The sequence below is a fragment of the Citrobacter sp. S-77 genome (assembly GCF_963864895.1).
Classification (GTDB): Bacteria; Pseudomonadota; Gammaproteobacteria; order Enterobacterales; family Enterobacteriaceae; genus Citrobacter; species Citrobacter murliniae.
Genome location: NZ_CAWLWU010000002.1, coordinates 1,750,232 through 1,773,405, shown reverse-complemented (window position 1 = coordinate 1,773,405; position 23,174 = coordinate 1,750,232). Strand labels below are relative to the sequence as shown.

Here is a 23,174-nt window from a genome sequence, read left to right as displayed (position 1 = left end):
CCTTAGTTCTCCCCAACGTCTTACTGCTTAGCTGTTACGGATGTATTCATCCATTTCAGTTTTCAGGTTATCGGACTTAGTCCCGAAGATAGCCTGAACACCGGAACCAGCAACCACGACGCCCGCAGCACCCAGTTTCTTCAGGCCAGCCTGATCAACTTTGGCAACGTCAGCAACGCTGACACGCAGACGAGTGATGCACGCATCCAGGTTAGTGATGTTTTCTTTACCACCAAACGCAGCAACCAGAGCCGGAGCCATTTCACCTGTCGCGCCAGCTTTGCTGTCTTCGGTGGCGTCTTCACGACCCGGAGTTTTCAGGTCCAGCGCTTTGATCAGTACACGGAAAATGGTGTAGTAGACGATTGCATAGCCGAGGCCGACAATCGGGAACAGCCACAGTTTGCTGCTGTTACCGGACAGTACGATAAAGTCGATCAGACCGTGGGAGAACGATGTACCGTCACGCATACCCAGCAGGATACAGATTGGGAATGCCAGACCTGCCAGAATCGCGTGGATGATGTACAGGATCGGCGCCACGAACATGAAGGAGAACTCGATCGGCTCGGTAATACCGGTCAGGAACGAGGTCAGCGCCGCGGAGATCATGATACCGCCCACTTTCGCGCGGTTTTCCGGTTTTGCAGAGTGCCAGATTGCAATAGCAGCAGCCGGCAGACCGTACATTTTAAACAGGAAGCCACCGGACAGTTTGCCCGCAGTCGGGTCACCTGCCATATAACGAGGAATATCACCGTGGAACACCTGGCCCGCAGCATTGGTGTACTCACCGATCTGCATCTGGAAAGGAACGTTCCAGATATGGTGCAGACCAAACGGTACCAGGCAGCGTTCAACGAAGCCGTAGATACCGAATGCCACTACCGGGTTCTGATACGCAGCCCACTGGGAGAACGTCTGAATAGCAGTACCGATTGGCGGCCAAATGAAGGACAGAACCACACCCGTGAAGATGGCAGCCAGACCAGAAATGATAGGAACAAAGCGCTTACCGGCAAAGAAGCCCAGATACTCAGGCAGTTTGATACGGTAGAAGCGGTTGAACATATACGCTGCGATCGCACCGGAGATAATCCCCCCGAGAACACCGGTATCAGCCAGGTGTTTAGCGGCGATTTCTTCTGCAGGTAAATGCAGAACCAGCGGCGCAACCACAGCCATGGTCTTAACCATGATGCCATAGGCGACGACTGAAGCCAGGGCGGATACACCGTCATTGTTGGTGAAGCCTAACGCAACACCGATGGCGAAAATCAGCGGCATGTTTGCAAAAACAGATCCGCCTGCTTCTGCCATTACATGCGATACAACGGCTGGCAGCCAGCTGAAGTTAGCGGAACCGACACCCAGCAGGATACCTGCAATAGGGAGTACGGATACCGGCAGCATCAGCGATTTACCGACCTTTTGCAGGTTAGCAAATGCATTCTTAAACATAATTAGGAGTGCTCCTGAGTATTTGTGCTTTTCTACGTTCTCACGCATTGGCGAGGGGGGAGAACCTCGCCGTGGACAGGGCATCTAAGTACCCTTTATTTATTACACAGAGTAAAATAATTCAGTTCGTTTTTGTTTGACGGCTATCACAATTCAGTTGTGGGTGGCCGCAAAATTCGCACATTCCGATAAAATGAGTATCTGAATGTTTCCAACTGGTTACTCACCGCCCATTCTGGGGCGGTGAACTTTACTCGCTTTACTTATTAATTACGAGCTTTAAAAAAACTCAGTTAACAGGCAGATTGCAGGCGAGATGCGTCGATGTGAAACAGGCGGGCAAAGTTATCGGTGGTGATCTGCGCCAGTTCTTCAACGGCAACACCTTTCAAGACAGCCATGTACTCTGCAACATCACGAACCATTGCCGGTTGGTTCTCTTTTCCACGATGCGGCACAGGCGCAAGGTAGGGAGAATCGGTCTCAACTAACAAACGGTCCAGAGGTACATAGCGTGCAGCATCGCGTAGTTGTTCGGCGTTACGGAACGTGACGATGCCAGAGAAGGAAATATAGAATCCGAGATCCAGCAATTTGCCCGCAGTTTCCCTGTCCTCTGTAAAACAGTGTAGTACGCCGCCACAATCCGTCACTTTTTCTTCGCGCAGAATCGACAGCGTATCCGCTCGCGCATCGCGGGTATGAACAATCACCGGTTTCTGTAACTCGCGACCAATCTGGATGTGGTGAATGAATGATTCCTGCTGGCGAACCTTCGTTTCTGGCGTATAAAAATAGTCCAGCCCGGTTTCGCCCATCGCCACCACGCCCTCCTCGGCGGCAAAACGACGCAGCTCTTCAACATCATATGGCTCATCCTGATTTAACGGATGCACGCCACAGGAAAAAACCACATTGTCACGCACACCAACCAGTTCACGCATGCTGCGGTATCCTGGTAACGTGGTCGCAACGGCAAGACAGAACTTCACATCACGCGCGGCCGCTTTCTCCAGCACGTCATCCACGTTCTTATGCAAAGATTGATAATCCAGGCCATCAAGATGGCAGTGTGAGTCGACTAAAAACATAATGTCTCTCTCAAATATGGGGAACAGGCAGCACAGTGCCTGGTTGCAGATAATGCTCTATGCGGAGGATAAGATCGGTTAATACCAGCTCACGGTTTACGCCCGTCACATTTAGCAACTGCTGACGGCAATGACAAACATCACCAAGTATTGCCTGTATCTGTGCGGCAGTGAAGCGTTCAGCGATTGATGATATCAATGCCAGAGCATCGGGATTAGTCAGATGGGAAACACCATATGGACGTTTAAGAGCATCCGTAAGCAGCGTCGCCAGCCAGTGTAAGCGGACAGCAGCCTGCTCATGATTTAGCACGGCCATCAGCATATACCAGTCGCCAGAGTGCAATGTATTGGCCAGTGCCGCACAGAAATCAGTACGGTGCGTCCAGCTTTCTGCCTGTAACAGCGCTAATGCCGCACCAGGCGAGCCTGCGCTCAAGCGTAATGCGCTAAGAAGTGCATCCTGTGAGGCCGTCACCTCACGGGCAAGCCAGGAAATTGCGTACGATTCTGCCGGGGGAGCAAGGTGATGCAAGCGACAACGGCTACGTAATGTAGCCAATAAACGTGCAGGTTCCGTACTGGCGAGGAAAAACCAGGTCTGTGCCGGTGGCTCTTCCAGAGTCTTCAACAGAGCGTTGGCAGCGGCATCGGTCAACTGGGCTGCATCAGGGATCCACACCACCTTCGCACCACTCAAACGAGAATGCTCATACAGTTTCTCACTGACTTCGCGAACCGCATCAACGCCCAGTGTACTTTTGCCTTTTTCCGGGAGCAGCGAATAGTAGTCAGGATGTGTTCCCGCCTGCATCAACTGGCATCCGCGACAGTGTCCACAGCTTTTATGACCTTCAGGTTGCTGGCACATCAGATAGCGGCTGAGGGCGTAAATCAGCGCGTCATCCCCCATGCCTGGTAACGCCTGAATCAGTAACGCATGGTGACCACGACCCGCCTGATAACTGGCTACCAGTTTTTCAAAATCCGGTCGTAACCATGGATACCATTTCATGCGCCCTGCTCCTGCACCCAGTGGGTGATGGTATTACGGATATCACTCATCACAGCCTCAAGGGGTTGCGTCGCATCAATAGTCCGAATACTGGAATCTTTAGCGGCCAGTTCAAGGTAGCGGGCACGCGTGCGATTGAAGAAATCAAACGATTCCTGTTCAATGCGATCCAGTTCGCCACGAGCGCGGGCACGTTTTAAACCTACCTCGGGTGTCACATCCAGATAAATTGTCAGGTCAGGGCGAAAATCCCCCAGTACCGCATCACGCAACGTTGCCAGCATAGTCTGGTCAATTCCGCGTCCGCCGCCCTGATAAGCCTGGGTCGACAGATCATGACGATCGCCAATCACCCAACTGCCTTTTGCCAGCGCAGGTTTAATAACGGTTTCCACCAGTTGTACGCGTGCGGCGTAAAACATCAGGACTTCCGCTTTATCGGTAATAATCTCATCACCGACCGATTTGATGTCCAGCACCAGACTTCTTAATTTCTCTGCGAGCTGGGTGCCGCCAGGCTCGCGGGTAAAAACCATGTCGCGAATACCGAGTTGCTCAAGTGTCTCCACTACCACATCGCGCGCAGTGGTTTTTCCGGCGCCTTCCAGGCCCTCAATGACGATGTAATTACTGCCCATTTTTTTCCTTAAGCACTTTCAGATAATCCTGTACCGACCGGTTGTGGCTGGCAAGATTAGTGTTAAACGTGTGACCACCTTTTCCATCAGCCACAAAATAGAGATACGGCGTTTTTGCCGGATGTGCAGCAGCCTGCAACGAGGCTTCTCCAGGCATGGCAATCGGACCCGGTGGCAGCCCCGTAATGGTATAGGTGTTATAGGCGGTCGGGGTTTCTAAATCCACACGCGACAATTTGCCATTATAACGTGTCCCCATCCCGTAAATCACGGTTGGATCGGTCTGCAGACGCATGCCAATACGTAACCGGTTTATAAATACCGAGGCTACCTGGTCGCGCTCACTGGCAACCGCCGTTTCTTTTTCAATGATAGAGGCCATCGTCACCAGTTGATTTTTATCTTTGTAAGGCAGACCTTCAGCACGACCTTCCCAGACGGTATCCACAGCCTTAACCATTTTTTGATACGCGCGTTTCAACAGCGCGACATCTGTGGTATTGGCGGTATACATCCAGGTATCAGGCCAGAACCAACCTTCCACCCACTCAGGGTTTTCCAGTTTCAACGCCTTAGCAACGGTCTCGTAGTTATCATCGCTGAGCGTATGTTTAATAAATGGCGCATCACACAGTTGTTTGAGGTAATCGCTCAGGCGCATCCCCTCTACCAGACGTAGCGGGAACTGCGCTTCTTTACCGCTTTCCAGCAGTTTCAGCATATCCCGCACGGTCATGTCAGGTGTAAAGCGATAGGTTCCCGCTTTAAAATGCGAAAGATCCGGCTCAATACGCAACAACCACTGAAACACGCGCGGACGATTGATAACCTTGTCTGCATACAACTGTTCGCCTAACGCCAGTCGACCAGTGCCGGCTTTAAGCGTAAAAATCGTTTCTTCTTTGATCAATAATTTACTATCCGCCAGATGGCGAACTTTCCACATTCCCACTCCCGCGGCAATGCCCAGCACAACCAGCAATAAAACGACAACGAGTAACAATTTTTTCATGACTAATTTGGGTGCTCACAAAGTGGGGCTAAAAAATCGAATAATAAACGTGAAGACAACTGTATGTCGCCACATGCACGCACGGGAATAACAGGCATTAACGCATTGCAAATGATCATCTCATCAGCCTGCATAACCTCCTCCTTCCGGGCATTTACTTCGACAATCTGGAAAGGAGATTGTGCCAGCACTCGCATACAGAATTGTCGCATAATGCCATCTACACCTGCCTGATCCAGGCGGGGAGTGTAAACCACATTATCTTTACGCCAGAATAAATTAGCCGCACAGCATTCCGTAACCCATCCCTCGCTGTCAAGGACCAGAGCCTCATCGGCGTTTGTCTGCTCAAGATGAGACCTAATCAGCACCTGTTCCAGACGGTTTAGGTGCTTCAGTCCGGCAAGCATTGGATTGCGCCCCAGACGGACGGGGCTTAACGCGAGGGTGATTCCTTGCTCTCGCCAGCAATCATAATGTGCAGGCCAGGCAGAAACAGAGAGGATACGGCTGGCACTATGGCAGTTGGCGCCACTGTAGCCTCGACCTCCGCTGCCACGACTGATGATCACCTTCAGTACACCACGGGCATGGGCTGCTGCTAACATTTCCATTTCCCGTTGCAGTTCGGGCCATTTCTCGAAGGAGATCAGCAATTTTTGGCAGGTGTCTTGTAAACGCTGGAGATGCGCCGCAAGGAGGCTAACTTTACCGTCGATAATTCGCGCCGTGGTGAAACAGCCATCACCAAACTGCGTCGCCCGATCGCTCGCAGCCAGCATATCCTGCTGACAGCCATTAATTAAGAACATGGTGGCTCCTTATTCGTGGTCCGCTAGTTTGGCAGGATGAGTAACCCAGGACAAGGGCAGAAAATCGAATAAAAAAAGGTCCGACAAGCGGACCTTTTTTTCATCTGGCAAGGACGCTAACGCATCACCTGCAGGCACTTAGATCTTTTTAAAGATCAAGGAACCGTTGGTACCACCGAAACCAAAGGAGTTACACAGCGCATATTCCATACCGCTAACCTGACGCGCTTCGTGCGGCACGAAGTCCAGGTCACAACCTTCATCCGGGTTATCCAGGTTGATGGTTGGTGGAACAACCTGATCGCGCAGCGCCAGAATAGAGAAAATTGACTCTACAGCACCCGCCGCACCTAACAGGTGTCCGGTCATGGATTTGGTCGAACTGACCATTACGCTACGTGCAGCATCGCCAAAGACAGATTTTACTGCCTGGGTTTCAGCTTTATCGCCTGCCGGTGTGGATGTGCCATGTGCGTTAACATAGGCAATCTGACCAGGTTCAATAGCCGCATCACGCAATGCGTTAACCATCGCCAGTGCAGCACCTGCACCGTTTTCCGGTGGTGACGTCATATGGTAAGCATCGCTGCTCATCCCAAAGCCGACCACTTCAGCATAAATTTTTGCGCCGCGCGCTTTTGCATGCTCGTACTCTTCGAGTACAACCATGCCCGCACCGTCACCCAGCACAAATCCGTCACGCTCTTTGTCCCACGGACGGCTCGCCGCTTGCGGGTTATCATTACGCGTAGACAGCGCACGTGCTGCGCCAAAACCACCGACACCCAGCGGCGTACTGGCTTTTTCTGCACCACCCGCGACCATCGCGTCTGCGTCGCCGTATGCAATGATACGTGCAGCATGACCGATGTTATGCACGCCTGAAGTACAGGCGGTCGCGATAGAGATGCTTGGTCCTTGCAGACCATACATGATGGTCAGATGACCAGCCACCATGTTAACAATCGTCGACGGAACGAAGAACGGGCTAATCTTACGCGGTCCACCGTTTACCAGTGAGGTATGGTTTTCTTCGATAAGACCGAGACCGCCAATACCGGAGCCGATAGCGGCGCCAATACGGTGAGCGTTCTCTTCCGTAATCTCGAGGCCAGAATCCTGCATGGCCTGAACGCCAGCGACAATTCCATATTGAATGAAGGCATCCATCTTGCGCTGTTCTTTGCGCGAGATAATGTCATCACAGTTAAAATCCTTTACTAAGCCAGCAAATTTCGTTGCATAGGCGCTAGTATCGAAATGGTCGATCAGGCTGATGCCACTCTGACCGGCAAGGAGAGCTTTCCAGGTAGACTCTACGGTATTGCCGACAGGAGACAACATGCCCAGTCCGGTCACAACTACACGACGCTTAGACACGGTTGTCCTCCAGGGAGGGAAAAATGATTCAAGTGGGATAAAAAGATAAAACTCAGGCGGTCGAATGACCGCCTGGAGATGTTCACTTACGCCTGGTGGCCGTTGATGTAATCAATGGCAGCCTGAACGGTAGTGATTTTCTCAGCTTCTTCGTCCGGAATCTCAGTATCAAACTCTTCTTCCAGGGCCATTACCAGCTCAACGGTGTCAAGAGAATCCGCGCCCAGGTCTTCAACGAAGGAAGCATTGTTGGTAACTTCTTCCTGCTTAACGCCCAGCTGTTCGCCGATAATTTTCTTAACGCGTTCTTCGATAGTGCTCATACTCTTAAATTTCCTATCAAAACTCGCTTTCGCGATGGTTTTCGTAGTGTATAAAATGTTGAAAAATTTGCAACTAAATCCCGGCAGTTCTTACCACGATTTTACGTTATTTTGAGGCTAATCCCTAGAATAACGCAAATCTTTTTCATCGTGGTTAAACCATGTACATCCCGCCGTTGACGTGCAAAGTCTCACCAGTGATGTAACTTGCTTCGTCAGAAGCTAAAAATGCAACCGCACTGGCAATTTCCTGAGCGCCACCAAGGCGACCCGCAGGAACCTGTGCCAGAATACCCGCACGCTGATCATCAGACAGCGCACGCGTCATGTCCGTTTCAATAAAGCCCGGAGCAACAACGTTTACAGTAATACCACGGGACGCAACTTCACGCGCCAATGATTTACTGAAGCCGATCAGACCCGCTTTCGCCGCAGCGTAGTTAGCCTGACCCGCATTTCCCATGGTACCAACCACAGAACCGATAGTGATAATACGACCATGACGCTTTTTCATCATAGCGCGCATTACCGCTTTTGACAGACGGAAAACAGATGACAGGTTGGTTTCGATGATATCGTTCCACTCGTCATCTTTCATGCGCATTAACAGGTTATCACGAGTAATCCCGGCATTATTGACCAGAATATCGACTTCACCAAATTCTGCGCGGATATTTCCCAGAACAGATTCGATAGATGCAGGATCGGTCACATTCAACATCAGACCCTTACCGTTTGCACCTAAGTAATCGCTAATGGCCTGCGCACCACTTTCGCTGGTTGCAGTACCGATAACTTTCGCGCCACGGGCAACAAGTGTTTCAGCAATTGCGCGGCCAATGCCACGGCTTGCACCGGTTACCAGCGCGATTTTTCCTTCAAAACTCATGATATTCCTCTTTTATTGCGAAAGTGCCGCAGACAGCGCCGCCGGCTCATTCAGTGCCGAAGCCGTCAGGGTGTCAACAATACGTTTCGTCAGGCCGGTGAGGACTTTACCCGGGCCAACTTCATACAGGTGTTCTACGCCCTGGGATGCCATAAACTCAACAGTTTTGGTCCACTGAACTGGGCTATATAACTGACGAACAAGCGCGTCGCGGATGGCATCTGCTGTTGTTTCGCATTTCACGTCAACGTTGTTAACAACCGGTACAGTCGGTGCGTTGAAAGTGATTTTCTGCAGCTCAACGGCCAGTTTATCAGCCGCAGGCTTCATTAGCGCACAGTGAGATGGCACGCTAACCGGCAACGGCAGTGCACGCTTAGCGCCAGCAGCTTTACAGGCGGCACCTGCACGTTCAACAGCTTCTTTATGCCCGGCAATAACCACCTGACCCGGTGAGTTAAAGTTTACCGGAGAAACGACCTGACCGTCGGCTGACTCTTCACACGCTTTCGCAATGGATGCGTCATCCAGACCGATGATAGCAGACATGCCCCCAGTGCCTTCCGGTACAGCTTCCTGCATGAATTTACCACGCAGTTCAACCAGACGTACGGCATCAGCAAAATTGATGACACCCGCACACACCAGTGCAGAGTATTCACCCAGGCTATGCCCTGCCATCAGTGCAGGCGTTTTACCGCCCTGCTGCTGCCAAACGCGATACAGCGCGACAGAGGCGGTTAACAGTGCCGGCTGTGTCTGCCAGGTTTTATTCAGTTCTTCCGCCGGCCCCTGTTGAGTCAGTGCCCATAAATCATAGCCCAGCGCTGCTGAAGCTTCAGCGAAAGTTTCTTCTACGCATGGGTAAGCTGCTGCCATTTCAGACAACATCCCAACGGTTTGAGAACCCTGTCCCGGGAACACAAATGCAAATTGCGTCATGATTAAATCCTTATACTAGAAACGAACCAGCGCGGAGCCCCAGGTGAATCCACCACCAAAGGCCTCAAGCAATATCAGTTGCCCTGCTTTAATGCGCCCGTCACGGACAGCTTCGTCCAGTGCGCACGGTACGGAAGCGGCGGACGTATTGCCATGTCTGTCCAGCGTTACCACGACATTATCCATCGACATACCCAGCTTTTTCGCTGTTGCGCTGATAATGCGGAGGTTTGCCTGATGTGGTACCAGCCAGTCCAGCGCAGAACGGTCAAGATTATTTGCTTCCAGCGTTTCATCAACGATGTGAGCAAGCTCGGTAACTGCGACTTTAAATACTTCGTTACCCGCCATCGTCAGATGAATCGAGTTTTCCGGGTTCACACGATCGGCATTAGGCAGCGTCAGCAATTCTCCGTAACGCCCATCAGCATGCAGATGTGTAGAGAGGATGCCTGGCTCTTCTGAGGCGCTCAGTACCACTGCGCCCGCACCATCACCAAAAATGATGATCGTCCCACGATCGGTTGGATCGCAAGTACGCGCCAGCACATCAGAACCGACTACCAGAGCGTGTTTCACCGCGCCTGACTTAACATATTGATCGGCAACGCTCAGCGCGTAGGTAAAGCCAGCGCAAGCCGCAGCGACATCAAACGCCGGGCAGCCTTTAATTCCCAGCATACTTTGAATCTGGCACGCTGCACTTGGAAATGCGTGCGTTGATGACGTGGTAGCTACCACGATCAAACCAATTTGTTCTTTATCGATGCCGGCCATTTCAATAGCGCGGTTTGCGGCGGCAAAGCCCATCGTCGCAACTGTTTCGTTTGGCCCTGCAATATGGCGTTCACGGATACCTGTACGAGTGACGATCCACTCATCAGATGTCTCGACCATTTTTTCCAAATCGGCGTTAGTACGCACTTGTTCAGGCAGATAGCTGCCGGTACCAATAATCTTCGTATACATGTACGCTCAGTCACTTTTTGGTTATATACCGCCACGAGCAAATCACTGGTACGTTGACTTCATTCACGACCACACTGTTATCTGTGCACCCGCGAATTTGTGCTTTCGTCACCGTCCAGCAGTTCGAATCCAGCTGGGTATACCGATTCCAGGCGAGCGGCAATTCGCTGAGGAACTTGTCGCTGCACCGCCTGCACTGCCTGTTCTATCGCGACTTCAAATGCTCGCTGATTGGCCGCACCATGACTTTTAATCACCGTGCCGCGTAATCCTAACAGACAGGCGCCATTATACTGGTCGGGGTTGAGGTGACTGAATCGCCTCGTCAGGCTTTTTTGTAACCAACGTTTTAATAACAGCAGCCACCACGACCGTTTTTTGCCCTCACCCTGAGACTTCAGCAGTGAAAGGAACATTCTTACAACACCTTCCATCGTCTTTAATGTGACATTACCTGTAAAGCCGTCACAAACCAGCACATCAGTTTTGCCGGTCAGCAACTCATTGGCTTCAAGATAGCCGATATAGTTGATAGAAGGGATTGTTTTTAGCACAGCAGAAGCGTCCCGAATGCTATCGAGACCCTTGGTTTCTTCTTCGCCAATGTTGAGCAATGCGACCCGAGGATTGGCAATCCCAACCACCTCTTCTGCCAACACGGAACCCATGACGGCAAATTGCACCAACATATTACTGTCGCAATCCACGTTGGCACCTAAATCCAGTACCACCGTTTTGCCCTTTTGCTGATGAGGTAATACCGTCACCAGCGCAGGACGCTCAATCCCCTCAAGGGGTTTGAGTAATAACTTCGCAAGTCCCATAAGTGCGCCCGTATTACCGGCGCTCACACAGGCTTGTGCTCGACCTTCTTTCACGAGCTCCAGGGCAACACGCATTGAGCTTCCACGACTGGCGCGGATAGCCTGCGAGGGCCGGGCATCACTGGCAATAACTGACTGAGCAGGAATCATCTGCAGACGTGAACGTTGTTCGAAGTCAGCTTTGGCAAGTAATGGCGTGATTGTATCGGGATCCCCGACTAAAAGAAGTGTGAGTTGCGAATTAGAATTCAGTGCCTGCAGTGCTGCAGGCACTGTCACGGTAGGGCCAAAATCTCCCCCCATGACATCTAACGCCAGGGTTAGACGTGTCAAGGTATCGTCGCTGCCCGGTTAGGTGTTTCCCCAGTTACCCGGGGAAAGCCTCACTAAGCTTCATCACGCTTGTACTCTTCATCTTTCTCACAGAAGTGCGAAGTCCGTCGAGCAATAGCGTGATTACTTAGCGATTACCTTACGGCCACGGTAGAAACCGTCGGCAGTGATGTGGTGACGCAGGTGTTGTTCACCAGAAGTTTTGTCTACAGACAGGCTGGTGACTGCGGTCAGAGCGTCATGAGAACGACGCATGCCACGTTTGGAACGGGTTGGTTTATTCTGTTGTACGGCCATGGACCTTACTCCTCAATTACTTACGCTTTAAGCTGGCTAATACGGCAAATGGGTTTGGTTTTTGCGCTTCATCAGGCAATTCGCCAAAGACCATGTCCGCCTCGGACACTTCACAGTGTTCAGAATCATGCACCGGAACTACCGGCAAGGAGAGGATAATCTCATCTTCAACCATTGCAAGCAGATCGATTTCACCGAATTCGTTAACCTCAATCGGCTCATACGCTTCCGGGAGTGCTTCAGCCTGCTCGTCTGAACGGACAGGACTAAAACAATATGTTGTGTGAACATGAAGTGGGAACGGTTTCCCGCAACGCTGACATTCGAGCGTAACCGATACCTTTGCATCGCCGGTTATAACCGCAAGGCGTTGGTTGTCGATCGCGAACGACATGGAGCATTCCACATCACTGTCCACACTGACTACAGAATCGGCGACGCGCTCAACCAGATCAGAAGTATAGATACCTTCATAATCGAGGCGTTTTTGAGCCGTACGAACCGGATCAAGAGTCAGGGGTAATTTTACCTTTTGCATAGGGCGCGCATATTAACTTTGTAACGTCATATAGTCAAAGAAAAAGGCAGCCTGAGGTTGCCTTTTGCCAATAATTCGCACACATTGCGGGTCATCGACTTAAAATCGATCAAGACAAGCCATCGCAGCCAGCTTGAAGGACGAAGTCCATAGTTTAAAATGGCTCTCATCATTACGCTATATGCGGGGGAAAAAATATGCCTCAACTGATTCTTGCGTCTACCTCTCCCTGGCGTCGCGCATTGCTCGAAAAACTGGCTATCCCATTCGAATGTGCAGCACCTGAGGTTGATGAAACACCGTTACCCGGCGAAACACCTCGACATCTGGTATTACGCCTGGCACAGGAGAAGGCGCAATCCCTTGCCCACCGTTTTTCTTCGCACCTGATTATTGGTTCAGATCAGATTTGTGTGCTTGATGGAGAAATAACCGGAAAGCCGTTAACAGAAGAAAAAGCGAGACTACAATTAGCTAAAGCCAGTGGCAATATTGTCACTTTTTATACCGGGCTGGCACTTTATAATTCCGCGAACGGACATTTACAAACCGAAGTCGAACCGTTTGATGTCCACTTTCGTCATTTAAGCGAAACAGAAATAGAAGATTATGTGCGCAAAGAGCGTCCGCTACATTGTGCCGGAAGTTTTAAAAGTGAAGGGCTAGGTATTGCTCTCTTCGAGCGTCTGGAAGGTCGCGACCCTAACACGCTGATTGGTCTGCCTCTGATAGCGCTGTGCCAGATGTTGCGCCGGGAAGAAATGAACCCACTGAAGGCCTAGTTGACGGGCCGGATGACGCTAAAGCGTCTTATCAGGCCCACAACGAAACACTCCCCACAGGCCTGATAAGCAAAGCTCTATCAGGCTTTATTACGTAACACCTCAAGGCAGCGTTTCAGCTGTTTATCCATCGGCGCTTCAATTCTCATAACTTCACCAGTGCCTGGATGGGTAAACTTCAATGCTGCAGCGTGCAGAAAGAGTCGGGACAACCCCGTGCCAGCCAATTGTTTATCGAACTCACGGTCGCCATAGCGATCGTCAAACGCAATCGGATGCCCTGCATGCTGTGTATGTACACGAATCTGGTGCGTACGCCCGGTCACAGGGCTACAGCGTACAAGAGTGGCAAACGCATAACGCTCCTCTACTTTAAAGCGCGTTTCCGATGGCTTGCCTTCCTGATTAACTCGCACAATACGCTCACCGCTTTGTAAAATATTCTTTAACAGCGGTGCCTGCACGGCTTTGACATGCGACTGCCACTGACCTCTTACCAGCGCCAGGTAGTCTTTCTGCATCCCTTTTTCCCGCAGTTGCTCATGCAGCGAACGCAACGCTGAACGCTTTTTGGCAACTAACAGCACGCCTGAGGTATCACGGTCGAGGCGATGCACCAGCTCGAGGAAACGCGCTTCGGGACGTAGCGCACGTAAGCCTTCAATCACGCCAAAGCTTAACCCACTGCCGCCATGCACAGCAGTGCCTGAGGGCTTGTTGAGCACCAGAATATGGTCATCTTCATATAAAATGACATCAGTAAGCGCCGCAACTTTTTGCAGATGCGGTGAAATAGCTTCTTCTTCACGCTCAGCCACGCGCACAGGTGGTATACGCACAATATCCCCGTCTTCGAGCTTATATTCGGGTTTGATGCGTTTTTTGTTCACCCGCACTTCGCCTTTACGCAAAATGCGATAAATCATACTTTTCGGCACACCTTTGAGCTGGGTGCGTAAAAAGTTGTCGATGCGTTGCCCTGCTTCATCGGCAGTAATGGCAACTATTTTTACGGCTGGAGTCTCTGTTTTCATGGGGGCCGATTTTAAATAGCCATCAAGATTCGCGCCACACATTTTTCTATGCTTATATTAACTGCTATACCCTATTACTTAAGTTTGACAGTTCCAATTTGATGGTTATTAAACCAATCACTCTGCGGAAGTGCAAAAACTGTGAGTAACCGGGTGATAAATGGCAAAAGTCATCTTGCTATAACAAGGTTAGCAGTGGAATAATGTGGTCGTCTCCGTGTTGAATCTTGTTAAAACAAGAACTTTTCCGGAATGACCCAATTTTGCCCGACCGATCATCAACGCAGCAATGGCGTAAGACGTATTGATCTTTCAGGCAGTTAGCGGGCTGCGGGTTGCAGTCCTTACCGGTAAAAGGAAGCTTCTCTGGAGAGTTTTCCCAGACTGTTCCCCTGATAATTGCGCTGTGTTTCCGTATGAAATACAGGCAACCGACACTCTGCGCCTCTTTGAGCTGACGATAACCGTGAGGTTGGCGACGCGAATAGACACGAGGCCATCGGTTCACACCCGGAAAGGCATTACTCTGCCCGCAGCTTAGTCGTCAATGTAAGAATAATGAGTAAGTTACGATGAAAAGAATGTTAATTAACGCAACTCAGCAGGAAGAGTTGCGTGTCGCCCTTGTAGATGGGCAGCGTCTGTACGATCTGGATATCGAAAGTCCTGGACACGAGCAGAAAAAAGCAAACATCTATAAAGGCAAAATTACCCGTATTGAACCGAGCCTGGAAGCTGCTTTTGTTGATTACGGCGCTGAACGTCACGGTTTCCTCCCGTTAAAAGAAATTGCCCGCGAATACTTTCCCGCAAACTACAACTCCCATGGTCGTCCAAACATTAAAGATGTGTTGCGCGAAGGCCAGGAAGTAATTGTTCAGATTGATAAAGAAGAACGCGGCAATAAAGGTGCTGCGCTGACCACTTTTATCAGTCTGGCTGGCAGCTATCTGGTTCTGATGCCGAATAACCCACGCGCGGGTGGTATCTCTCGTCGCATTGAAGGCGATGACCGTACCGAATTAAAAGAAGCGCTGGCAAGCCTGGAACTACCTGATGGTATGGGGCTTATCGTGCGTACCGCAGGCGTCGGCAAATCCGCCGAAGCGCTGCAGTGGGACCTGAGTTTCCGCCTGAAACACTGGGAAGCGATTCAAAAAGCCGCTGAAAGCCGCCCTGCTCCGTTCCTGATCCACCAGGAAAGCAACGTAATTGTTCGCGCATTCCGCGACTATTTACGTCAGGATATTGGTGAAATTCTCATCGATAACCCGAAAGTGATGGAGATGGCACGTCAGCATATCGCTGCGTTAGGTCGTCCGGATTTCAGCAGCAAGATTAAGCTCTACACCGGTGAAATTCCGCTGTTCAGCCATTATCAAATCGAGTCTCAGATTGAATCTGCATTCCAGCGTGAAGTCCGCCTGCCTTCCGGTGGTTCTATCGTTATTGATAGCACCGAAGCACTGACCGCCATCGACATCAACTCCGCACGCGCAACACGCGGTGGCGATATCGAAGAGACCGCATTTAACACCAACCTCGAAGCCGCCGATGAGATTGCTCGTCAGTTACGTCTGCGCGACCTGGGCGGTCTGATCGTCATCGACTTCATCGATATGACTCCGGTTCGTCACCAGCGTGCGGTAGAAAACCGTCTGCGTGAAGCCGTACGTCAGGATAGAGCTCGTATTCAGATCAGCCATATTTCCCGTTTCGGCCTGCTGGAGATGTCTCGCCAGCGTCTGAGTCCGTCACTGGGTGAATCCAGTCATCACGTATGCCCGCGCTGTAGCGGCACTGGCACCGTGCGTGATAACGAATCGCTGTCACTCTCTATTTTGCGTCTGATTGAAGAAGAAGCGCTGAAAGAGAATACTCAGGAAGTTCACGCAATTGTTCCTGTGCCAATTGCGTCTTACCTGCTCAACGAAAAACGTACTGCGGTCAATGCCATTGAAACCCGCCAGAACGGCGTGCGCTGTGTGATCGTGCCAAACGATCAGATGGAAACCCCGCACTATTCCGTACTGCGCGTGCGTAAAGGGGAAGAGACTCCAACCCTGAGTTACCTGCTGCCGAAACTGCACGAAGAAGCGATGGCATTGCCGACAGAAGAAGAATATGTCGAGCGTAAACAGCCTGAACAACCGGCACTTGCGACCTTCGCAATGCCAGATGTTCCGCCTGCGCCTGCTCTGCAGGAGCCGGCCGTTAAAGCGGCTACCGCACCAAAAGCCACGGCAACCGCAACTGAAGCCGCACAGCCTGGTTTGTTTAGCCGTTTCCTCGGCGCGCTGAAGTCTATCTTCGGTGGCAATGACGAAGTGAAACCTGTTGAGCAACCAGCTCCGAAAGCTGAAGAGAAATCCGAACGCCAGCAGGATCGTCGCAAACCACGTCAAAACAATCGTCGCGACCGTAACGATCGCCGTGATAATCGCGATAACCGTGGCGATCGTGATAACCGCAATGAGCGCGCTGAAAGCAGCGAGAACCGCGATGAAAATCGCCGTAACCGTCGCCAGGCGCAGCAGCAAAATGCTGAAACACGTGATAACCGCCAGCAGTCTAACGATGCCGCTGACAAAGCGAAATCAGGTGACGAGCAGCAGGCTCCGCGCCGTGAACGCAATCGCCGTCGTAACGATGATAAACGTCAGGCACAGCAGGAAGTTAAAGAACTGAATCTGGCTGAACAACCGGCACAGGATACGGAACAGGAAGAGCGTGTACGCCAGCCTCAGACCCGCCGTAAACAGCGTCAGTTAAACCAGAAAGTCCGTTTCACTGATAGTGCGCCGGTCGAAGCTGAAGTGGTTGCCGCAGCGATAGCTGCTGAAGCCCCAGTTGTTCAGCAGGTTGCGCCAGTTGTACCAGCCCAACGTACCGAACTGGCGAAAGTTGATTTGCCAGCTGTCGTTGCACCGGAGCAGGAAGACAACAGCGAAGCACGCGATTCCAACGGTATGCCGCGTCGTTCCCGCCGTTCTCCTCGCCATCTGCGTGTAAGCGGACAACGTCGCCGTCGTTATCGTGACGAGCGTTATCCGGTTCAGTCACCGATGCCGTTAACTGTTGCATGTGCTTCTCCGGAATTAGCGTCCGGTAAAGTGTGGATCAGCTACCCTGTCGCGCGTCCTCAGGATATGCATGTTGAAGAGCAGCGCGAGCAGGAAGTTACACCTGTCCAACCGGTTGTCGCTGAACAGCAAGCCATTGCTGCTGTCGTTGAAACCGTAGCTGAACCTGTGGTTGAAGCAGTAGCGGAAGCATCGGTTGTGACTGAAGCCATTGTTGCTGAACCTCAGGCTACCGTTGTTGAAACTACGCATCCTGAAGTTATTGCTGCGCCGGTCGAGGAACAACCGCAGATCATCGCTGAATCCGACGAACCTGTTGCTGAAAAAATTGCTTCAGAAGCCGAACCTGTTACAGAAGTCGCTGAAGTGGCTGAAACGCCAGTTGTCGAAGAGCCTGTTGAAGTCGCGGTCTCCCAGCCAGAAGTGGTTGAAGAGACTGTTGATGAAACACCGGTTGCTCAAGCACCAAAAGATGACGTTGACGTTATTGCCCCCGTCGTGGTGGCTGAAGAAACCACTACAGCAAGCGCTCCTGCTACTGTGGAAATCCTGGCGGCCCACAGCCATGCAACCGCACCAATGACCCGCGCACCTGCGCCGGAATATGTGCCGGAAGCGCCGCGTCAAAGCGACTGGCAGCGCCCTGCTTTCGCCTTTGATGGTAAAGGTGCAGCAGGCGGGCATAGCGCCACACATCAGGCCACAGCGCCAGCAACGCGCCCACAGCCTGTTGAGTAAGACATAATCGTCACAAAAGCCGACCTTCGGGTCGGCTTTTTTATATCTCGTCTACGCGCTTCATTCCCGCCAGTCGTGGCATTACATCCTTCATCAGCGCCAAAAATTTACGCAATCGGGTAGGATAATAGCGCGCCCAGGGGTACACCAAATGAACCGGCAGTGGCGCTGCATGCCAGTCTGGTAACAGCTCTACCAGGCGCCCATGAACAATATCCTCTTCTACCATCCAGCTTGAAACAATCGCCACTCCCAGCCCTGCAAGGGCTGCATTTCTTGCAACATAAATACTGTCCGTGCTTAACCTGGGAGAAATATTTACCGTAAAGGGTTCATTGTTCTGTTGGTGAAGCAACGACACGCTACGTTGATAAAATGTGCTTAGCGCGATCCAGGGCAGCGATGATAACTGCTCAGGATGCGTAATCTCGTGATACTGCATCAGCAGTTTCGGACTGATCACCATGCTACGGGGAACTTCAGCCAGTAATACCGAGACCGTTGCCGGATCGACCTCGGCCCCGACTCTGATGGCGCAATCTATGTTATCGCTGAGAAAATCAACCGTTTTGTCATTGAGCATCCACTCCACCGAGAGCTGCGGGTAGCGTGAAAGAAACTGTAATAGCGGCTCAAGGAGCTGCTGCTGGCCGAACGCATGTGGTGCCCGTACCCGAAGCGTACCTACCGGGTCGTCTTCCTTAACATTGAGACCATCTTCCAGCGCCAGCCATGCATCAATAATATGCCTGGCGTGATGATATCCACGCTCACCGTCATCAGTTAATTTCATCGCATGAGTGGTGCGTAAAATCAGTTTAACGCCCAGCAATGTTTCAAGAGACTGCAGCCTCCGGCTTATAGTTGCCTGGGTTGTACCCATCTGTTTTGCCGCCGAAGAGAGCGATCCCGCTTCAACGATACGTACAAACGTCCGCATCAGCTCAACCCTGTCTATACGTTCTGTTTTAATCATTCCCGCAGTCACCATACGCCAAACGTATAACTGTTTTACCACCACACTCGCTACCGAACCACCCACTGAAAGATAAAAATAGCCGTACATCTTGTGATTGAGGAATCATTCGTGAACACACATACCGCACTCTCCCGTTGGATCATTTTTGTTATGGCATTGGGCGCTGGGTTCAGCGTTGCTGCTATCTACTATGCCCAGCCTCTATTGCCATTGATGGGCCAGGATCTGGCCTTGAGTATCACCGGGATGGGACTGATTCCGACGCTGACCCAGGCGGGATATGCACTCGGCATTCTATTTTTATTACCACTGGGCGATCGCTATGACCGGCGGACATTAATCCTGCTGAAAAGTGTCTCTCTGGCCGTACTTCTTTTGGCATGCAGCTTTGCCGGACAGCTTCATTCGCTGCTACCGATCAGTCTGCTGATGGGGATGGCAGCCACAATGGCCCAGGATATTGTTCCCGCCGCGGCTATCCTTGCGTCTGAAGGAAAACAGGGCAAAACAGTGGGTACCGTTATGACCGGTCTTCTGTTGGGTATTCTGCTTTCGCGTACCGTCAGTGGCCTGGTGGGCGAGGCATTTGGCTGGAGAGAAATGTATCAACTTTCAGCCGTCAGTATTGCAGTAATTACCGCAATCATGTGGAGAATGCTGCCCCGCTTTACGGTGCATTCCACACTGAACTATCCATCATTAATGTTTTCAATGGCACAGCTCTGGCAACGTTACCCCGCACTGCGCCGTGCTGCGCTGGCACAAGGTTTCCTGTCGATAGCCTTCAGCGCTTTCTGGTCGACACTGGCGGTCATGTTATCCGAACATTACCAAATGGGCAGTGCAGTAGCAGGGGCTTTTGGCGTCGCTGGCGCCGCTGGTGCGCTTGCAGCACCAGTGGCCGGTCACCTCGCAGATAAAGTCGGCGCCGAAAAAGTCACTCAACTTGGTGCTTTGTTAGTTATGTTATCTTTTGCGCTTATGTTCTTTTTACCTGTCTTACCTGTGCCAGGTCAGTGGTTGCTGATTGCCTTTGCTGCGGTAGGCTTTGATCTCGGATTACAGTCAAGTCTGGTGGCCCATCAGAATCTGGTTTATAGCCTGGAACCACAGGCCCGGGGTCGCCTGAATGCTCTGCTGTTTACTATAGTGTTTATCGGTATGGCGCTGGGCTCAGTTCTCGGAAGTCAAGTCTACGCGCTGGCGAACTGGCAAGGCGTGGTGGGGCTAGCGACCCTCAGTAGCGCTATTGCGCTGGTGATAAGAATGACTGGTAAAGTGCCGGTTAGTCGGACGGAAACAGCCTAAAAAAATGCCCGCACCGGGGTGTGAATGGAGCGGGCAGACAAACATATCCAGTTTCATGATATGTTTCAAAAATGGTTGTTACCGATTTATCTGGAACAGCGACATGCCCTGCATATCAGTAAACGCTTTGTAAGAAGCCTGTAATGCCGCCTGCTGCATTACATAGGAAGAGATTGCCGCATTCCAGTCAACATCTACCAGATTACTCATCTGCTGGGTTTGCCCTAATGCACGATCTGCTCCCAGCGAATCCAGTGAACTCAGTTCACTGAGTTGGGTTCCTAATTCTGCGCGAACGGACAGGACGTTATTGAGCGAGTTTTTCAGGCCACGGTTGGTTTTATCAATCGCTTCAGCAGCCTTGGCTTTGGCTACATCATCGCCTTCTATCGGCGTGTTCAACGCGGCGATAGCCGTATCCAGCATGACGAATAAATTCGTTTCCGGCTTGCTTCCATCAGGCTCCGGAACAGCGTTACTAGTCACAGAGTTAAATATTTTGTCCCCAGTGTGACCAATTACCATCGTTCGGGAAGCATCGACCTGTTGAGTGATGTTTTCCGTTCCACCAGTATAGGTGCCGTTAGTCTGAGTAAATGGTGCTGCTTCCGTTTTGTATCCACCGAAAATATAGCGACCATTGCCATCTGTGCTGTTTGCCAGGTTCATCAGCTGATCGCGAAGCCCCTGCAAATCTTTGGCGAGTGATGCCCGGTTATCGTCACTTAATGTGCCATTCCCGGCGTTAACAATTTTTTCCTGCGCAGCAGTAATCGCCGTCGTCGCCCGGCTTAACACGTTCTCTTCCAGCGATACTTTCTGCGTCGCGAAAGTACGCGCCAGCGTATACTGGCTGTTCTGCGCTTGTGCCTGAGACAACACGATAGCCTGTGACGCAGCAATTGGATCGTCAGACGGATTAATTACGCGTTTGCCTGTCGACATCTGCTCGCCGAACTTCATCCATTCGGCCTGAGAGTTAGTGATGCCACGCATGTTCTGCTGGTACATCATCTGGGTACTGATACGCATTGAGTCCCTCTCCCTTAGCGAATATTCAGAAGTGCATCAAAGAGTGAGTTCGCAGTTTGCAGGACCTGGGCGTTAGCCAGATAATACTGCTGAAAGCGCTGCAAGTTACCGTACTCTTCGTCGAGGTTAACCCCGGAAATAGACTGCTGCTGATTAGAGAGCTGCGTAACCACATTGTTCTGTGTGGTGCTGCTGGTTTTAAGCGTGGCAGTTTTGTTGCCAACATCGCTCACCAGCGTAGCGTACGCGTCGTTAAAGGTTTTATTCCCAACGGTGGATTTAGTTTGCAGATCCAACAGTTTCTGACCGTTGCGGTTATCGCTTTTTCCCTTGTCCTTATCTGGATCCAGGTCATTTTTGGAGACTTCGGCCATGGCGATTTTCGACTCATCGGTCACCATAACTTTCATATCAACGATGGCATTGCTCACAGGTTTCAGAGTAAAGCTATCGTTCGCTTTCGCGCCAGCACCTACCGTTATCTCCATCCCGTCAAAGGACATTTTCCCGCCGGTAACAGTAGCTTTAAAGCTGGTATTGTCTGCCAGACGGGTGACCTGCCAGTCTGTACCATCAAAAACGATTTTATAATCAGTAGCCTGAACAGCGGAGCTGTCAGTAATTTTTGCCGTTAACGAGCCTGTACCGATATTTTTGGCATTACTGTATGTAGACGGGCTGCCGATGGCAAAGAAATCTTTGCCCGCATCACCGTTGGCATCAAATCCCTCTTTGTGCTGCGTATTAAACGCATCTGCAAAGGCGAGTGCCAGTTGGCCCAGGGTATTACGCGTCTGGTCCAGCTCCTCAGAGCGAAACGTCAACAGTCCACCCAGCGAACCGATATTCAATAGTTTCTCTGGAATTTCAATATTTCCGGCAACGCTGTCAACATACGCCACAGTGGTACGAGAAGGATCGGCACTGGAAGGTACCGCCGCGAGCTGACGGGCATTGCTGCCCTGCACCAGCGAATAACCATTCGCCATGTTCACGTTGTAAGTGCCACCGTCCTGAACGCTGACTTCCACACCCACAATCTTGTTCAACTCGCTCACGAGCTGATCACGCTGATCAAGCAGGTCGTTAGGTGATGCACCTGCGCCAACGCCGGTCAAACGGGAGATTTGATCGTTTAGACTGGCGATTTGCTTCGAATAGTTATTGATCTGGTCAACGCTGGCGTTGATAGCGATATTTACCTGTTTATCCTGATCGCGCAGGTACTGGTCAGTCGTTTTAAACTGATTGACTAAACCATCGGCTTTGCCAATCAGCGCCTGGCGTGCCGCCGGATCTTCTGCGTTACTGACCAGTGTTTGCAGGCTGGTGAAAAAACCCTGCATTGAAGTCGAAATTGAGCTGGTTTTACTGGAAAGCAGATTGTCAATTTTCGACATTTGTTCATAACGTGTCGTCAGACCGCTACTCTGATTCTGCGCTGCACGTAACTGATTAGTGATGAATGAATCATACTCACGCTGCACGCCAGAAACATAAACACCATTGCCAACCCAGCCCCCCGCCCCCAGCGTGCTGTTCAATTGCGCCATAATTGTCGTTTGCCGAGTGTAACCGGCGACGTTATAGCTGTTGATGTTATTACTGGTCGTGTTCAACGCGGCCTGCGCTGCGCTGAGTCCACTCATGGCGTTATTGATCAAGCTGGACATGGAGGTTCCTTGTAATCCTTC

General features: G+C 51.2%; 21 protein-coding genes. 3 read left to right on the top strand and 18 right to left on the bottom strand.

Annotated features, from left to right (window positions below; genetic code table 11):
* Positions 1 to 27: 27 nt before the first annotated feature.
* The 14 genes from ptsG to yceD all read right to left on the bottom strand — a co-directional run bounded on the left by ptsG (position 28) and on the right by yceD (position 12,524).
* Positions 28 to 1,461, bottom strand: a complete 1,434-nt coding sequence (ptsG, locus tag AACS05_RS09070) for a PTS glucose transporter subunit IIBC (protein WP_045441733.1) — start codon at positions 1,459 to 1,461, stop codon at positions 28 to 30.
* Between the two features lie 293 nt (positions 1,462 to 1,754).
* Entirely contained in the window at positions 1,755 to 2,552 is a 798-nt protein-coding gene (locus AACS05_RS09065; RefSeq protein ID WP_045441730.1) for a metal-dependent hydrolase, read from the bottom strand.
* A 10-nt stretch (positions 2,553 to 2,562) separates the two neighbouring features.
* The gene (gene holB, locus AACS05_RS09060) at positions 2,563 to 3,567 is read right to left on the bottom strand and encodes a DNA polymerase III subunit delta' (RefSeq protein ID WP_045441728.1); all 1,005 of its coding nucleotides are present in this window, start codon (positions 3,565 to 3,567) and stop codon (positions 2,563 to 2,565) included.
* Positions 3,564 to 4,205 carry a dTMP kinase gene (gene tmk, locus AACS05_RS09055; RefSeq protein WP_045441726.1) on the bottom strand — a complete coding sequence of 214 codons (642 nt, stop codon included), beginning with the start codon at positions 4,203 to 4,205 and terminating at the stop codon, positions 3,564 to 3,566. Before tmk ends, holB begins: the two co-directional genes overlap by 4 nt.
* A complete protein-coding gene (gene yceG / locus AACS05_RS09050) occupies positions 4,195 to 5,217 on the bottom strand; it encodes a cell division protein YceG (RefSeq protein ID WP_045441723.1) in 1,023 nt (340 codons plus the stop codon). The genes tmk and yceG overlap by 11 nt, the downstream gene beginning before the upstream one ends.
* A 2-nt stretch (positions 5,218 to 5,219) precedes the next feature.
* On the bottom strand, positions 5,220 to 6,029 hold the full coding sequence (pabC, locus tag AACS05_RS09045) for an aminodeoxychorismate lyase (protein ID WP_045441720.1): 810 nt from the start codon (positions 6,027 to 6,029) through the stop codon (positions 5,220 to 5,222).
* Positions 6,030 to 6,167: 138 nt separating this feature from the next.
* Positions 6,168 to 7,409, bottom strand: a complete 1,242-nt coding sequence (gene fabF, locus AACS05_RS09040) for a beta-ketoacyl-ACP synthase II (RefSeq protein WP_045441718.1) — start codon at positions 7,407 to 7,409, stop codon at positions 6,168 to 6,170.
* A gap of 86 nt (positions 7,410 to 7,495) precedes the next feature.
* Entirely contained in the window at positions 7,496 to 7,732 is a 237-nt protein-coding gene (acpP, locus tag AACS05_RS09035) for an acyl carrier protein (RefSeq protein WP_000103754.1), read from the bottom strand.
* Positions 7,733 to 7,886: 154 nt separating this feature from the next.
* Entirely contained in the window at positions 7,887 to 8,621 is a 735-nt protein-coding gene (fabG, locus tag AACS05_RS09030; RefSeq protein ID WP_005129017.1) for a 3-oxoacyl-ACP reductase FabG, read from the bottom strand.
* Between the two features lie 12 nt (positions 8,622 to 8,633).
* Entirely contained in the window at positions 8,634 to 9,563 is a 930-nt protein-coding gene (gene fabD / locus AACS05_RS09025; protein WP_045441712.1) for an ACP S-malonyltransferase, read from the bottom strand.
* 15 nt (positions 9,564 to 9,578) lie between these two features.
* On the bottom strand, positions 9,579 to 10,532 hold the full coding sequence (gene fabH, locus AACS05_RS09020; protein ID WP_045441710.1) for a beta-ketoacyl-ACP synthase III: 954 nt from the start codon (positions 10,530 to 10,532) through the stop codon (positions 9,579 to 9,581).
* 77 nt (positions 10,533 to 10,609) lie between these two features.
* Positions 10,610 to 11,689, bottom strand: a complete 1,080-nt coding sequence (plsX, locus tag AACS05_RS09015; protein WP_071828916.1) for a phosphate acyltransferase PlsX — start codon at positions 11,687 to 11,689, stop codon at positions 10,610 to 10,612.
* Positions 11,690 to 11,812: 123 nt separating this feature from the next.
* Complete coding sequence (gene rpmF, locus AACS05_RS09010; RefSeq protein WP_003036242.1) at positions 11,813 to 11,986, bottom strand: 50S ribosomal protein L32; 174 nt, start codon at positions 11,984 to 11,986, stop codon at positions 11,813 to 11,815.
* A gap of 16 nt (positions 11,987 to 12,002) precedes the next feature.
* Positions 12,003 to 12,524 carry a 23S rRNA accumulation protein YceD gene (gene yceD / locus AACS05_RS09005; RefSeq protein ID WP_003036239.1) on the bottom strand — a complete coding sequence of 174 codons (522 nt, stop codon included), beginning with the start codon at positions 12,522 to 12,524 and terminating at the stop codon, positions 12,003 to 12,005.
* Positions 12,525 to 12,721: 197 nt separating this feature from the next.
* Between yceD and AACS05_RS09000 the strand changes: the two genes are divergently transcribed.
* Positions 12,722 to 13,306, top strand: a complete 585-nt coding sequence (locus tag AACS05_RS09000) for a Maf family protein (RefSeq protein ID WP_045441703.1) — start codon at positions 12,722 to 12,724, stop codon at positions 13,304 to 13,306.
* 80 nt (positions 13,307 to 13,386) lie between these two features.
* On the opposite strand, the gene rluC is transcribed toward AACS05_RS09000, so the two are convergent.
* Entirely contained in the window at positions 13,387 to 14,340 is a 954-nt protein-coding gene (gene rluC / locus AACS05_RS08995; RefSeq protein WP_167493963.1) for a 23S rRNA pseudouridine(955/2504/2580) synthase RluC, read from the bottom strand.
* A 572-nt stretch (positions 14,341 to 14,912) separates the two neighbouring features.
* Here rluC and rne point away from each other — a divergent pair.
* Entirely contained in the window at positions 14,913 to 18,161 is a 3,249-nt protein-coding gene (gene rne / locus AACS05_RS08990) for a ribonuclease E (RefSeq protein WP_045441697.1), read from the top strand.
* A 40-nt stretch (positions 18,162 to 18,201) separates the two neighbouring features.
* Here the strand turns inward: rne and AACS05_RS08985 are convergent, their stop codons facing one another.
* Positions 18,202 to 19,227 (bottom strand): LysR family transcriptional regulator, encoded by a 1,026-nt coding sequence (locus tag AACS05_RS08985; RefSeq protein ID WP_045441694.1) that lies wholly within the window; start codon positions 19,225 to 19,227, stop codon positions 18,202 to 18,204.
* Positions 19,228 to 19,248: 21 nt separating this feature from the next.
* Between AACS05_RS08985 and AACS05_RS08980 the strand changes: the two genes are divergently transcribed.
* Positions 19,249 to 20,448, top strand: a complete 1,200-nt coding sequence (locus AACS05_RS08980; RefSeq protein ID WP_045441690.1) for an MFS transporter — start codon at positions 19,249 to 19,251, stop codon at positions 20,446 to 20,448.
* Positions 20,449 to 20,526: 78 nt separating this feature from the next.
* On the opposite strand, the gene flgL is transcribed toward AACS05_RS08980, so the two are convergent.
* Positions 20,527 to 21,480: a flagellar hook-associated protein FlgL gene (gene flgL, locus AACS05_RS08975; RefSeq protein ID WP_045441687.1), complete on the bottom strand. Its 954-nt coding sequence runs from the start codon at positions 21,478 to 21,480 to the stop codon at positions 20,527 to 20,529.
* Between the two features lie 14 nt (positions 21,481 to 21,494).
* The gene (gene flgK / locus AACS05_RS08970; RefSeq protein WP_045441683.1) at positions 21,495 to 23,153 is read right to left on the bottom strand and encodes a flagellar hook-associated protein FlgK; all 1,659 of its coding nucleotides are present in this window, start codon (positions 23,151 to 23,153) and stop codon (positions 21,495 to 21,497) included.
* Positions 23,154 to 23,174 lie beyond the last annotated feature (21 nt).

Coding starts and splice junctions, on each gene's coding strand:
- fabH (WP_045441710.1), bottom strand. CDS start 10,532: ATGTATACGAAGATTATTGGTACCGGCAGCTATCTGCCTGAACAAGTG.
- rpmF (WP_003036242.1), bottom strand. CDS start 11,986: ATGGCCGTACAACAGAATAAACCAACCCGTTCCAAACGTGGCATGCGT.
- yceD (WP_003036239.1), bottom strand. CDS start 12,524: ATGCAAAAGGTAAAATTACCCCTGACTCTTGATCCGGTTCGTACGGCT.
- ptsG (WP_045441733.1), bottom strand. CDS start 1,461: ATGTTTAAGAATGCATTTGCTAACCTGCAAAAGGTCGGTAAATCGCTG.
- yceG (WP_045441723.1), bottom strand. CDS start 5,217: ATGAAAAAATTGTTACTCGTTGTCGTTTTATTGCTGGTTGTGCTGGGC.
- rluC (WP_167493963.1), bottom strand. CDS start 14,340: ATGAAAACAGAGACTCCAGCCGTAAAAATAGTTGCCATTACTGCCGAT.
- holB (WP_045441728.1), bottom strand. CDS start 3,567: ATGAAATGGTATCCATGGTTACGACCGGATTTTGAAAAACTGGTAGCC.
- AACS05_RS09065 (WP_045441730.1), bottom strand. CDS start 2,552: ATGTTTTTAGTCGACTCACACTGCCATCTTGATGGCCTGGATTATCAA.
- pabC (WP_045441720.1), bottom strand. CDS start 6,029: ATGTTCTTAATTAATGGCTGTCAGCAGGATATGCTGGCTGCGAGCGAT.
- fabG (WP_005129017.1), bottom strand. CDS start 8,621: ATGAGTTTTGAAGGAAAAATCGCGCTGGTAACCGGTGCAAGCCGTGGC.
- AACS05_RS09000 (WP_045441703.1), top strand. CDS start 12,722: ATGCCTCAACTGATTCTTGCGTCTACCTCTCCCTGGCGTCGCGCATTG.
- flgL (WP_045441687.1), bottom strand. CDS start 21,480: ATGCGTATCAGTACCCAGATGATGTACCAGCAGAACATGCGTGGCATC.
- acpP (WP_000103754.1), bottom strand. CDS start 7,732: ATGAGCACTATCGAAGAACGCGTTAAGAAAATTATCGGCGAACAGCTG.
- rne (WP_045441697.1), top strand. CDS start 14,913: ATGAAAAGAATGTTAATTAACGCAACTCAGCAGGAAGAGTTGCGTGTC.
- AACS05_RS08985 (WP_045441694.1), bottom strand. CDS start 19,227: ATGTACGGCTATTTTTATCTTTCAGTGGGTGGTTCGGTAGCGAGTGTG.
- tmk (WP_045441726.1), bottom strand. CDS start 4,205: ATGGGCAGTAATTACATCGTCATTGAGGGCCTGGAAGGCGCCGGAAAA.
- fabD (WP_045441712.1), bottom strand. CDS start 9,563: ATGACGCAATTTGCATTTGTGTTCCCGGGACAGGGTTCTCAAACCGTT.
- flgK (WP_045441683.1), bottom strand. CDS start 23,153: ATGTCCAGCTTGATCAATAACGCCATGAGTGGACTCAGCGCAGCGCAG.